The organism is Streptomyces sp. NPDC006326, assembly GCF_040612915.1.
Classification (GTDB): Bacteria; Actinomycetota; Actinomycetes; order Streptomycetales; family Streptomycetaceae; genus Streptomyces.
The window spans coordinates 18,804-30,221 of the sequence record NZ_JBEXRC010000066.1; the positions used below are offsets into that span (position 1 = coordinate 18,804).

12 protein-coding genes are annotated in these 11,418 nt (G+C 73.6%); 5 read left to right on the top strand and 7 right to left on the bottom strand.

Features of this window, described 5'->3' with window-relative positions; translation table 11 throughout:
* Both ABZ128_RS32785 and ABZ128_RS32790 read left to right on the top strand, forming a co-directional pair.
* Positions 1 to 675 (top strand): spherulation-specific family 4 protein, encoded by a 675-nt coding sequence (locus tag ABZ128_RS32785; protein ID WP_356853210.1) that lies wholly within the window; start codon positions 1 to 3, stop codon positions 673 to 675.
* Positions 672 to 1,499: an endo alpha-1,4 polygalactosaminidase gene (locus ABZ128_RS32790; protein WP_356853212.1), complete on the top strand. Its 828-nt coding sequence runs from the start codon at positions 672 to 674 to the stop codon at positions 1,497 to 1,499. Before ABZ128_RS32785 ends, ABZ128_RS32790 begins: the two co-directional genes overlap by 4 nt.
* Before the next feature lie 32 nt (positions 1,500 to 1,531).
* Here the strand turns inward: ABZ128_RS32790 and ABZ128_RS32795 are convergent, their stop codons facing one another.
* From ABZ128_RS32795 to ABZ128_RS32815, 5 genes are all read right to left on the bottom strand, one after another.
* A complete protein-coding gene (locus ABZ128_RS32795) occupies positions 1,532 to 2,704 on the bottom strand; it encodes a histidine kinase (RefSeq protein ID WP_356853229.1) in 1,173 nt (390 codons plus the stop codon).
* A gap of 90 nt (positions 2,705 to 2,794) precedes the next feature.
* Entirely contained in the window at positions 2,795 to 3,562 is a 768-nt protein-coding gene (locus ABZ128_RS32800) for a hypothetical protein (RefSeq protein ID WP_356853214.1), read from the bottom strand.
* Positions 3,559 to 5,484: a phosphatidylglycerol lysyltransferase domain-containing protein gene (locus ABZ128_RS32805; protein WP_356853216.1), complete on the bottom strand. Its 1,926-nt coding sequence runs from the start codon at positions 5,482 to 5,484 to the stop codon at positions 3,559 to 3,561. Before ABZ128_RS32805 ends, ABZ128_RS32800 begins: the two co-directional genes overlap by 4 nt.
* A gap of 95 nt (positions 5,485 to 5,579) precedes the next feature.
* Complete coding sequence (gene cobT, locus ABZ128_RS32810) at positions 5,580 to 6,653, bottom strand: nicotinate-nucleotide--dimethylbenzimidazole phosphoribosyltransferase (protein ID WP_356853218.1); 1,074 nt, start codon at positions 6,651 to 6,653, stop codon at positions 5,580 to 5,582.
* Between the two features lie 93 nt (positions 6,654 to 6,746).
* The gene (locus tag ABZ128_RS32815; protein ID WP_356853219.1) at positions 6,747 to 7,952 is read right to left on the bottom strand and encodes a bifunctional adenosylcobinamide kinase/adenosylcobinamide-phosphate guanylyltransferase; all 1,206 of its coding nucleotides are present in this window, start codon (positions 7,950 to 7,952) and stop codon (positions 6,747 to 6,749) included.
* A gap of 102 nt (positions 7,953 to 8,054) precedes the next feature.
* On the opposite strand from ABZ128_RS32815, the gene ABZ128_RS32820 reads away from it, so the two are divergent.
* Entirely contained in the window at positions 8,055 to 8,267 is a 213-nt protein-coding gene (locus ABZ128_RS32820; RefSeq protein WP_356853221.1) for a hypothetical protein, read from the top strand.
* A 261-nt stretch (positions 8,268 to 8,528) separates the two neighbouring features.
* Here ABZ128_RS32820 and ABZ128_RS32825 read toward each other — a convergent pair whose 3' ends face one another.
* Positions 8,529 to 9,284 (bottom strand): class I SAM-dependent methyltransferase, encoded by a 756-nt coding sequence (locus ABZ128_RS32825; RefSeq protein WP_356853231.1) that lies wholly within the window; start codon positions 9,282 to 9,284, stop codon positions 8,529 to 8,531.
* A 56-nt stretch (positions 9,285 to 9,340) separates the two neighbouring features.
* The gene (locus tag ABZ128_RS32830) at positions 9,341 to 9,949 is read right to left on the bottom strand and encodes a DUF3043 domain-containing protein (RefSeq protein ID WP_356853222.1); all 609 of its coding nucleotides are present in this window, start codon (positions 9,947 to 9,949) and stop codon (positions 9,341 to 9,343) included.
* Between the two features lie 282 nt (positions 9,950 to 10,231).
* Here ABZ128_RS32830 and ABZ128_RS32835 point away from each other — a divergent pair, with 282 nt between their 5' ends.
* Both ABZ128_RS32835 and ABZ128_RS32840 read left to right on the top strand, forming a co-directional pair.
* On the top strand, positions 10,232 to 11,026 hold the full coding sequence (locus tag ABZ128_RS32835; RefSeq protein ID WP_356853224.1) for a PspA/IM30 family protein: 795 nt from the start codon (positions 10,232 to 10,234) through the stop codon (positions 11,024 to 11,026).
* 13 nt (positions 11,027 to 11,039) lie between these two features.
* The gene (locus ABZ128_RS32840) at positions 11,040 to 11,318 is read left to right on the top strand and encodes a hypothetical protein (RefSeq protein WP_356853226.1); all 279 of its coding nucleotides are present in this window, start codon (positions 11,040 to 11,042) and stop codon (positions 11,316 to 11,318) included.
* The last annotated feature ends 100 nt before the right edge of the window (positions 11,319 to 11,418 follow it).

An 11,418-nucleotide genomic window follows, 5' to 3' on the forward strand; every position in this document is an offset into this window, starting at 1 on the left:
ATGGCCCCGTACGAGAAGAAGGACGTCATGCTGCTGGTGCCCCTCTACGAGCACCCCGCCGACCGGCCCGAGGACTGGGAGCGCCTGATCGCCTCCGCGGGCCGGCTGCACTCGGTGGTCCTCAACCCCGACAGCGGTCCCGGCGACGCCCCCGACGAGCGGTTCGCCGCCGTCGCGGGGCGGCTGCGCGAGGCCGGGGTCCCCGTCCTCGGATACACCGACACCGACTACGGGCGCCGCCCGCACGCCGCCGTGGTGCAGGACCTGCTGCGCCACCGCGACTGGTACGGCGCCGACGGGGCCTTCCTCGACCAGGCCTCCTCCGATCCGGGGCTGCTCGCCCACTACGGGCGGCTCGCCGTCGCCGCCCGGGCGGCCGGCGCCCGTACCCTCGTCCTCAACCACGGGGTCCACCCGCACCCCGGCTACGCCGAACTCGCCGACCTCCTCGTCACCTTCGAGGGGCCGTGGGACGCCTACCGGGACGCGGCCGTGCCGCCCTGGACCGCCGACCACCCCGCCCAGCGGTTCTGCCACCTGGTGTACGCCGTCCCGCCGGGCGCCCCTGCCGCCGACCTCGCGCGGCAGCGCAGGGCGGGGGTGCACTGCGCGGTCCCGGGGACCGGGGCGCACCCGTGGGGGACCCTCCCGTACGCCCTGGAGGCCGCCGGATGAAGCGCTTCGCCGCCCGCCGCCTGCTGCTGCTCGTACCGCTGCTGCTGCTGGCCGCGTGCGCGGGCCCGCAGCCGGAACCGGAGCAGGACGAGGTGGCCCCGGACCCGCCGGCCGGGCAGCGCTGGCGGCCCCGGCCGGGGGTGAGCTGGCAGTGGCAGCTCACCGGCCGGCTCGACACCTCGGTCAAGGCGGCCGTGTTCGACATCGACGGCTTCCACGCGACCGCCGAGCAGATGGCCGAGCTGAAGAAGGCCGGGCGCAAGACCATCTGCTACCTCTCCACCGGCGCGTGGGAGGAGTTCCGCCCGGACGCCCGGGACTTCCCGGCGCAGCTGCTCGGCCAGGGCAACGGCTGGGAGGGCGAACGGTGGCTGGACATCCGCAGGACCGCCGAGCTGGAGCCGCTGATGGCCAAGCGGATCGACATGTGCCGGGAGAAGGGCTTCGACGCGGTGGAGCCGGACAACATGGACGGCTACGCCAACAAGACGGGCTTCCCCCTGACCGCCGGGGACCAGCTCGCCTACAACCGGCTGATCGCGAAGCTGGCCCACGACCGGGGCCTGTCGGTGGGACTGAAGAACGACCTGGACCAGATTCCCCAGCTGGTGGGGGACTTCGACTTCGCGGTCAACGAGCAGTGCGCCGAGTACGAGGAGTGCGAGCGGCTGACCCCGTTCATCGAGGCGGGCAAGGCCGTGTTCCACGTGGAGTACGAGCTGCCGGTACGCCGATTCTGCGCGCAGTCGGCCGAGCTCAAGCTCAGCTCGCTGGAGAAGAAGTACGACCTCGACGCCTGGCGCAAGACCTGCCCGCGGGCGTAGGCGGTGTCCGGCGGGTCATGGCCGGGGCCCCCTCAGCCGACCGGGAGGACAGCGTGGACGCGGTAGCCGCCGCCGTAGCGGGGGCCCGCGAAGCAGGATCCGCCCAGGGCGGTGGCCCGTTCCCGCATGCCGAGCAGGCCGTGGCCGCCGCCCTCCGGGCCCTCGGCCGCCCCGCCGTCGGCGCCCCCGTCGTCGAGCACCGTCACCTCCACCGAGGCGCCGACCCGGACCACGCTCACCTCGGCGCGGGCCCCCTGGCCCGCGTGCTTGCGGACGTTGGTCAGCGCCTCCTGGATCACCCGGTACGCCGCCAGGTCCACGGCAGCGGCCAGCGGGTCCCCGTCCCGGCCCAGCTCCATCATGACCTTCACCGGCAGCCCGGCCTTGCGGAAGGAGTCCACGAGTTCGTCGAGGACGGCCAGTCCCGGCGCCGGCTCGGTCGGGGCCTCCGGGTCGCCGGACTGCCGCAGCAGCCCCACAGTCGCCCGCAGCTCGTTCAGCGCGGAGCGGCTCGCGTCCCGTACGTGGGCCAAGGCCTCCTTGGCCTGGTCGGGCCGCTTGTCCATGACGTGCGCGGCCACCCCCGCCTGCACGTTGACCAGGGCGATGTGGTGGGCGACCACGTCGTGCAGGTCGCGGGCGATCCGCAGCCGCTCCTCGGCGACCCGCCGCCGGGCCTCCTCCTCGCGGGTCCGCTCCGCCCGCTCGGCCCGCTCCCGTATCGCATCGACGAACGCCCGCCGGCTGCGCACCGCGTCGCCCGCGGCGGCGGCCATCCCGGTCCAGGCGAAGATGCCGATGTTCTCCTGGGCGTACCAGGGCAGCGGGCCCGACAGCATGGCCACCCCCGTCATGCCGGCCATGGTGAGCACGCCGATCCGCCCGGCGGTGGGCCGGTCGGTACGGGAGGCCAGCGTGTAGAGCGCGATCACCGCGGACATGGCGACCGGCGCCCGCGGCTCGCCGGTGGTCAGCTCCAGCAGCGAGAGGCCGACGGTCACGGCGAGCACCGCGTGCGGCTGCCTGCGCCGGAAGACCAGGGCCGCCGCTCCCAGCAGCATCAGCAGCAGCGAGAACGGCTCGGGGGTGCGGGTGCCGAAGGTGGGCCCGTGCGGGCCGTGCGGATCGGCGAAGGACCCGACGACCATCGAGACGAGCGCCCCGAGCGCGAGAACGGCGTCGGTGGCGAGCGGATGGGCCCGCATCCACTGCCGGGTGGGGGCGAACGGCCCGAGGTCTGTCGTCACCCCGATACGGTACGGCCTGCCCCGGGGCGGCCGGCTGGGCGCCGGACGTCAGCCGCGGGGACCGGGCGTGGAACCGGGTGTCGAACCGGGCGTGGAGCCGGGTGCGGGATGCGGGGCGGGCGGCGGGCGCCGTCCGAGCGGGGTACGGGAGCGCTCAGGGCCCCACTTGGCGCGGACCAGGCACACCGCCATGACCGCGGCGATGGCCGCGAGGTGCTCCTTGCCCGCCAGGTTGTCCTTGATCAGCACCTCGCCGATCATCACCGCGATGACCACGGCCCCGGTCAGATAGGCCCGGTAGCGCCAGCACACATAGATGGCGAGGCCGACCACGGCGGCCGAGGGGCCGGTGTCGTTGACGACGCGGTCCGAGACCGGCAGGCCGAAGGGGTGGTCCGGGCCGAGCGAGAGCCCGATCCGGGCGTAGGTGGTCCCGGCGAGGGTGGCGACGTAACCGATCACCAGGGTCCGCCACCAGCCGATGCAGATCTCCGAGATCCCGAAGACCAGCAGCATCTGCGCCAGCGCCCCCCAGACGGGCAGGTCGAGCGCGGGCACGAACAGCGACAGCGGGGTCCGCAGCAGCGCCAGCCACAGCGGGTCGACGGCCTTGACGGACCCGAGGTTCTGGACGGGCTGGAACCCCCAGGACGTGTTCTGCACGATCTGGAAGACCGAGGTCAGGCAGACCGCCCCGATCGTCATGGGAACCGCCCGCCACTTCCCGTGGACGAGGGCGTCCCGGACCGTCCAGAACAGCGGTCCCCACTCACGGCGGGCGAACCGCCGGAGTGGGGAGGGTGCCCAAGCCGTCAACGATTGGTCTCCAGATGTCTGCGGTTCAGCCACTTCGGCAGGCCGGGGGCTTCCAGGAAGCCCTCGGCCCGGCCCGCCGCGATGCCGATCCGCAGCAGGTCGGAGCTCTTCTCGAAGAGCATGAACCGCGGCTCCCAGATCGGCCGGTATTTGGCGTTGGCCCGGTAGAGGGACTCGATCTGCCACCAGCGGGAGAAGAAGCTCAGCAGCGAGCGCCACATGCGCAGCACCGGACCGGCACCGAGCCTCGACCCACGTTCGAAGACGGAACGGAACATCGCGAAGTTGAGCGAGACCTGTGTGACGCCGATCTCCTTGGAGCGTTCCAGGAGTTCGATCACCATGAACTCCATCAGGCCGTTCTCGGAGTCCCGGTCACGGCGCATCAGGTCGAGCGACAGGCCCTTGGGGCCCCACGGGACGAAGGACAGCACGGCCCGCAGTTCGCCGTTGCCGTCGGTGCACTCCAGCATCACGCACTGGCCGTCGCCGGGATCGCCCAGTCGGCCCAGCGCCATCGAGAAGCCGCGCTCGGTGGCGCCGTCGCGCCAGTCGTCGGCCCGGGTGAGCAGGACGTCCATCTCCTCGGCCGGGATGTCGGCGTGGCGGCGGATCCGTACTGTGTACCCGGCCCGCTTGACCCGGTTGTACGCCTGGCGGACCGTGCGCATGGCGCGGCCCTCCAGGGTGAACTCGGCGGTCTCCACGATGGCCTCGTCGCCCAGCTCCAGCGCGTCCAGGCCGTGCCGGGCGTAGATCTGCCCGGCCTCCTCGCTGGCCCCCATCACGGCCGGCACCCAGCCGTGCTCCCGGGCCTCGGCGAGCCAGGGCTCGATGGCCCCGGGCCAGGCCTCCGGGTCGCCGATCGGGTCGCCGGAGGCCAGCGAGACCCCGCCGACGACGCGGTAGGTGACGGCGGCCTTCCCGGTGGGGGACCAGATGACGGACTTCTCGCGGCGCAGCGCGAAGTAGCCGAGCGAGTCGCGGTCGCCCTGCTTGGCGAGCAGCGCGCGCAGCCGCTCCTCGTCCTCCTCGGTGAGCGGGTCGACGGCCCGCCGGGAGCGGAAGGCGGCGAACAGCACGGCGAGCAGCAGCACCATCGACATGACGTTGATGAAGACGTCGACCCAGCCGGGCGTGGTGATCGCGGCGTAGTCCCGGTCGTCGGGGGCCAGGGTGATCAGCCGCATCACGCCGTACCGCCAGCGGGCCAGGAACGAGGCGTCGGAGGCGTCCGGGTCGATGTTGGCGGCGCCGACGATCACGGCGGCGAGCAGGGAGGTGACGAGCAGGCCGACGGCGGCGACGGCGGTGGCCAGCTTGGGGTTCGAGCGGTCGCCCTTGGCGTAGAACTCCTTGCGGCCGAGCAGCAGGGCGCCGACGAAGGCCGCCGTCAGGGCGAGCGAGACCCAGTTCTGGGTGTGGTCGCGGAACTCGGGGTAGCACAGGTTGAAGGCGCCGCTGGTGCACGGGGCGAAGGCGGCGGTGGCGAAGGCCAGCAGCAGGACGCCGCTGAGCACCAGGTTCAGGATCCACGCGGCCCGCTTGCGGCGGCCCATCGTGACGGCGAGGAGCAGCGAGAACAGCCCGGACGCGAAGCCGGCGGTGAGCAGGTACGGCGTGTAGAAGTCGGCGGTGTTGTGGCGGCGCAGGTCCTGTCCGAAGGACAGCCACACCGCGCTGAGGAAGTTGACGAAGGTGATGGCGCGCAGGTACCAGACGGCGAACGCGGCGCTGCGCCGTGAGCGGGCGGACCCCCGGCCGCCTCCCTCCTCTTCTTTGTCCTCTTTCCTGCCGTTCGTTTCCCTGCCGGTCACCTTCGCGGCCGGTGCGGCCGGTGCGGCCTGCGCGGCTTGTGTGCCGTGTGCGGCCTGTGTGGTGATCCGGTCTTTATCTGCGCTGGTCAAGCGGGCCTCTCCCATGAAACGCGATGATATGGGGCGTCGCCGTCCATGGGTGCGCGGGCCGGGACCGTCCCTGACGGGGCCCGGTCCGCCGGCCCGTGCTCCGCGCTCCCTCAGACCTCGTCCGCAGACGTGTCCGAGGCGTCCCCCACCGGGAGTTCCGCCGCGAGTGCGGCGGCCGCCTGGACGAGGGGGAGCGCCAGCAGTGCCCCGGTGCCTTCTCCCACAGTGACGCCGTGGTCGAGCACCGGGTTGAGTGCCATCCGGTCCAGGGCCTTGCTCTGGCCCGGTTCCCCGCTGGTCTGCCCGGCCAGCCACCAGTCCGGGGCCCGGAACGCCGCTCGCTGGGCGACCAGGCCGCCGGCCGCGGAGACGACCCCGTCGAGGATGACCGGGGTACGGCGTACCGCGCACTGGAGCAGGAAGCCGGTGACGGCGGCGACGTCCGCGCCGCCGACCGCCGCGAGCAGCGCCACCTGGTCGCCGAGGACCGGGCGGGCGCGGCGCAGCGCGTCGCGGATCGCGGCGCACTTGCGCATCCAGGTCAGGTCGTCGATGGGCAGTCCGCCGCGGCCGGTGACGACGGAGGCGTCGGTTCCGCACAGGGCGGCCACCAGCGTCGCGGCGATGGTGGTCCCGCCGACGCTCAGATCGCCGAGGACGACGAGATCGGTCCCGGAGTCGGCCTCTTCGTCGGCGATCCGCATGCCCAGGCGCAGCGCCGCCTCGGCCTCTTCCAGGGTGAGCGCGTCCTCCACGTCGATGCGGCCGCTGCCCCGGCGGACGCGGTGGCGGACGACGTCCTCGGGGAGCAGCTGCGGATCGCAGTCCAGGCCCGCGTCCACGACCCGTACGCCGGCCCCGAGCCGCCGGGCGAGGACCGCCACGGGACTGTTCCCGTCCAGCACCGCCCGCACCAGTTCGTGGGTGGTGCCGGCGGCCCGGGCGGAGACCCCCTGGGCGGCGATGCCGTGGTCGGCGGCGAAGAGGACGACCCGGGCCCGCTCGATCGGCTTGACCGGGACCTGCCCCTGTGCAGCGGCGAGCCACTCGGCGAGTTCGTCGAGCCGGCCCAGTGCCCCGGCCGGTACGGACAGCCGCCCACGGCGTTCCTCGGCGTCACGCCGGACGCCCCCGTCGGGGCGCTCGATCAGATCGGAGAAGTCGTCGAGATTCAGCGTGGTCATTTGCCAGAGCGTACAGCCGGTGAGGCCCTGCCCAAGCCCCGGTGCGCTGTGCCTCCTTGCCGGTCTTTCGCCGGTCCTTCGGCCGGTCCTTCGTCAGTCCTTCAGCACCATCGCCTGGCCCGCCACGACCAGCAGGACGTGCTCGCATTCGGCGGCCACCGCCGCGTTCAGCCGCCCCAGTTCGTCACGGAAACGGCGGCCGGAGGCGGTCGCGGGCACGATCCCCGAACCCACCTCGTTGCTCACCGCGACCACCGTGCGGCGGGTCGCCCGCAGCGCGGCCACCAGCTCGGCGACCCGCTCCCGCAGCTCCTTGTGGCCCCGCCCCGCCCAGACGGCGTCGTCCCAGGCCCCGGCCCGGTCCATCGCGTCGGTCAGCCACAGCGCCAGGCAGTCGATCAGCAGCGGCGGGCCTCCCTCCACCAGCAGGGGCACCAGCTCGCAGGTCTCCAGCGTGCGCCAGCTCCCGGGCCGCCGGTCGCGGTGCAGGGCGATCCGCGCCGCCCATTCCGTGTCGCCGTCCCGGGAGCCACCGGTGGCCACGTAGACCACCTCGGGGAAGCTCCCGAGCCGCCGTTCGGCCTCGAAGGACTTGCCGGAGCGGGCCCCGCCGAGGACCAGGGTCCGCCGCGGCAGGTCCGGCACCGCGTGGTACTCGCCCACCGTCACCGTCGTCCCGTCCGGCACCGCCCGCGCCCCGGCCGCCGCGCACCGGCGCTCCAGCTCCCGTCCGGGCGGGGTGTCGTGGTCCACGTGGACGGCGATCACGTCCGTGGTCGGCCCGGCGGCGCCGCTCGCCCGGAGCCGGGCCAGCGCTTCCGGGCGGCCCAGTACGTCGGCGAGGACCAGGTCGTACGGGCGCCTCCCGGCGTCCGGCTCCATCCCGGCCGGCGCCCCGCCCGGCGGCAGGTACAGCAGCCGGCTCCCGTCCGGCCCGGTCACCTCGTACCCGGTGCCCGGCGCGTCCATCGGCACCGCCCGCACCCGGTGCCCGCTGATCACGGAGAGCTCCCGTCCGTCCGGCACCCGCCCGGCGGCGGGCAGCCCCGGCGGCAGCTCGACCGGGGGGCCGTCGTGCGGGTGGGTGAGCAGGACCTGCCGTACTCCGGCCAGCGAATGCCCCGCGCGGGCGCCGGCCAGGACCGCCCCGGGGGTCAGGTCGAGCAGCAGCGCCCCGTCGACGAGGAGGGAGGTCGCGGCGCGCGACCGGGGGCCCACGGAGACCGCGCAGGCCGCGCAGGGACAGCCGGGGCGGGGCAGTCCTTCGGGTGTGCCGGTGCCGAGCAGAGTGAGTTCCACAGGATGATCCTCCCGCGTCGCCGGGAGTGGTGCGCGCCCGGCTACTCTGCGGGGCAGACTCAAGGCGAACGTGCGAGCAGCGGACGAGCAACGGAGGCGGACATGGCGTGGACGTGGCGGTTCGAGAAGGCCGACGGCAGCGCGGCGGACCCGGCGGTGGAGCCGGAGGAGTTCACCACGCAGGGGGACGCGGAGTCCTGGATCGGTGAGTACTGGAAGGACCTGCTGGAGGGCGGCGCCGAGAAGGTGAAGCTCTCCGACGACAACGGCGTCGAGCTGTACACGATGAGCCTGCGCGAGGCCCTGGACGCCTGACTCCTGCCGAGGGCTCGGTGGATTCCGGCCCGGGACACCCGTCGCCCGGACGGGCTGAATCCCTTCAGTCCGTCCGGCGTTCGAGGGGTTCCGGCGGCCGGGCCGGGCCCGGGCGGAGCCCCGGGGCGCCTCGGCGGCGGCCGGGGGAAGGCGGCGGAACGGCGGGACGGGGAAAGCCCGCGGGGGCCAGGGCCGGCCGGCGCGGTTCGTGCCCGCGTGCAGTCCGCCCGCCTGAGTCGGCCCCGTCGAGAGCCGGCCAGGCTACTGGCCGCGTACGCCGCACAGGTGCAGCAGCGCCGCGACCCCGCGGTACGGGTCGGTGCGGCCGGCGCGGTCCTCCGCGGCGAGCAGCCGCTCCAGTTCCTCGTCCGGCGGGAGCGTCCCGCCGGCCTCGGTCCCGTCGGTGAAGACGCGGACCCCGTACCAGGACTGCAGGGGGGCGCCGATCCCGGACAGCGTGGAGGTCAGCTCCGCCAGCCGGTCGGCCCGTACGTCCAGGCCGAGCCGGTTGGTGTAGTCGGTGGTGTCGAAGGCGGCCAGCGCCCCCGACCAGTCGCCGTCCAGCCCGGGCCGCATCGCGAGGGCGTCGCCGTTGCGCACCAGCAGGGACAGCAGTCCGCCGGGCGCCAGCATCCGGGCCAGCCCGGCGAGCATCCCGTCGGGCTCGGGGACGTACATCAGCACGCCGTGGCACAGCACCACGTCGAAGCTGCCGGGCGTGAAGTGCGCGCCGGTCTCGCGGCCGTCGCCCTCCATGAGCCGGACCCGGTCCTGGATGCCGGGGGGTTCGGCGGCCAGCGCCTCACGGGCGACCGCCAGCATGGCCCGGTCCTGCTCCAAGCCGGTGACCTTGTGCCCGGCGCGGGCGAGCCGCAGCGCCTGGGTGCCCTGGCCCATGCCGACGTCCAGGACGCGCAGCCGCTGCCCGACCGGGAAGCGCTGGGCGATCTGCTCGTCGACCTGCCGGCCCACGAGTTCCTGGCGGACGGCGTTGCGCAGTCCGCCGAGGCCCTCCAGCCACAGCCTGGCGCCCTGCGAGAAGCTGTCCCCCGGCGCTGCGGGCTTCCCTCCGCTCAGGGTCGTTCCCCGCGCTTGACCTGCGGCTTCGGCAGGCGCAGCCGGCGCATCTGGAGGGTGCGCATCAGGCCGTACGCGACGGCGCCGCGGCGGGGCTGGTCGGCGAAGCGCTCGTTCAGCGCCTTGCGCAGGCGGAAGACGAGGCCGATCGAGTCGAGGATGATCAGGGCGATCACCGCGAGCCACAGCATCAGGGCGATGTTCTGGATCTGCGGCACCCGCACCATGCTCATCACCAGGATGACCACGGCCAGCGGCAGGAACATCTCGGCGACCGAGAAGCGGGAGTCCACGAAGTCGCGGACGAACCGGCGCACGGGGCCCTTGTCACGGGCGGGCAGATAGCGCTCGTCGCCACTGGCCAGCGCCTCGCGCTGCTTGGCCAGCTCCACGCGGCGGCGCTCGCGGGCACGCTTGGCGTCCTCCTTGCGGTTGCCGGTCGAGGCCACCACGGCCTTGCGCTGCGACTGGGCCACAGCACGCTTCGGCGTCGGGCGGCCCTTCGGGGCCTGCGGGTCACGGGGCTGCGAGAGGTCGGCGCTCACCTTTTCGGTGGGGGCGGCCTTCTCTTCCTTGGAGGAACGGCTACCAAACACAAAACCCAAGCCTACGTGGTCGCCGCCGGGTACCCCACCTCGGCGGGGAACGATCCGGCAACGGCGGGCGTCTTCCCTGTGCAGGGTTCGGGCAGCGGCCGCCGCTCATCGGGGAACCCTCGGCGGTGTCGGGGGAGCACCTCCTCCTCACGCCTGACACGGGCGGGGAGGCAGTCGTCCTGGAGGAGGAGCGCATCCGTTCACGAACAGTGCGGTAATGGAGACAGGGCCCGTACTGTGGGTTCTGACGACCTGGAGCGAAGTCCGTCTAGAAGGGGGCGCGCGAAGCCCATGAGCGGTGTCATGAAGCGTATGGGGATGATCTTCCGCGCGAAGGCGAACAAGGCCCTGGACCGGGCCGAGGACCCGCGCGAGACCCTCGACTACTCGTACCAGAAGCAGCTGGAGCTGCTGCAGAAGGTGCGCCGCGGCGTCGCCGACGTCGCGACCTCCCGCAAGCGCCTGGAGCTGCAGCTGAACCAGCTCCAGGGCCAGTCCGCGAAGCTGGAGGACCAGGGCCGCAAGGCGCTGGCCCTCGGCCGGGAGGACCTGGCCCGCGAGGCCCTGTCCCGCCGAGCCTCGCTGCAGCAGCAGGTCAGCGACCTGGAGGCGCAGCACCAGACCCTCCAGGGCGAGGAGGAGAAGCTGACCCTCGCCTCGCAGCGCCTGCAGGCCAAGGTCGACGCCTTCCGTACGAAGAAGGAGACCATCAAGGCCACCTACACGGCCGCCCAGGCGCAGACCCGGATCGCGGAGTCCTTCTCCGGCATCTCCGAGGAGATGAGCGACGTCGGCCTGGCCATCCAGCGGGCCGAGGACAAGACCGCCCAGCTCCAGGCCCGCGCCGGCGCGATCGACGAGCTGCTGGCCTCCGGCGCCCTCGACGACCAGAGCGGCCTCGGCTCGAAGGACGACATCCAGGCCGAGCTGGACCGCCTCTCCGGCGGGACGGACGTGGAGCTGGAGCTCCAGCGGATGAAGGCCGAGCTCGCGGGCGGCGCGTCCGCGCAGCAGCAGGCCATCGAGGGCGGCGCCCCCGGCAGCGCCCAGCAGTCGCAGACCCAGCACCGGTTCGACAAGCAGTAGAACGGGGCCCGTCATGATTGTCCGCATCATGGGGGAAGGCCAGGTGAACGTGGCCGACAGCCACTTCGCCGAGCTCAACAAGCTGGACGACGAGCTGCTCGAAGAGATGGAGGGCGGTGACGAGGAGGGCTTCCGGCGGACGCTGGGCGCGCTCCTCGACGCGGTGCGGCGCCTCGGGGAGCCGCTGCCCGACGATGCGCTGGAGCCGTCCGAGCTGATCCTGCCCGGCCCGGACGCGACGCTGGACGAGGTCCGGGAGATGCTCAGCGACGACGGCCTGATCCCGGGCTGACCCTCAAGGCCGAGACGAGCACCCGGCCCGGGACCGGCCCCAGAACCGGCACCGGCACCGACGGCGCCCGGCCCGCGGGCCCGCGCGCCCCCCGGGGGGC

What these genes read in the sequence shown, in the direction of transcription:
- ABZ128_RS32785 (WP_356853210.1), top strand. Translation starts at nt 1, where the DNA reads ATGGCCCCGTACGAGAAGAAGGACGTCATGCTGCTGGTGCCCCTCTAC.
- ABZ128_RS32790 (WP_356853212.1), top strand. Translation starts at nt 672, where the DNA reads ATGAAGCGCTTCGCCGCCCGCCGCCTGCTGCTGCTCGTACCGCTGCTG.
- ABZ128_RS32795 (WP_356853229.1), bottom strand. Translation starts at nt 2,704, where the DNA reads ATGCGGGCCCATCCGCTCGCCACCGACGCCGTTCTCGCGCTCGGGGCG.
- ABZ128_RS32805 (WP_356853216.1), bottom strand. Translation starts at nt 5,484, where the DNA reads ATGGGAGAGGCCCGCTTGACCAGCGCAGATAAAGACCGGATCACCACA.
- cobT (WP_356853218.1), bottom strand. Translation starts at nt 6,653, where the DNA reads ATGACCACGCTGAATCTCGACGACTTCTCCGATCTGATCGAGCGCCCC.
- ABZ128_RS32820 (WP_356853221.1), top strand. Translation starts at nt 8,055, where the DNA reads ATGGCGTGGACGTGGCGGTTCGAGAAGGCCGACGGCAGCGCGGCGGAC.
- ABZ128_RS32835 (WP_356853224.1), top strand. Translation starts at nt 10,232, where the DNA reads ATGAGCGGTGTCATGAAGCGTATGGGGATGATCTTCCGCGCGAAGGCG.
- ABZ128_RS32840 (WP_356853226.1), top strand. Translation starts at nt 11,040, where the DNA reads ATGATTGTCCGCATCATGGGGGAAGGCCAGGTGAACGTGGCCGACAGC.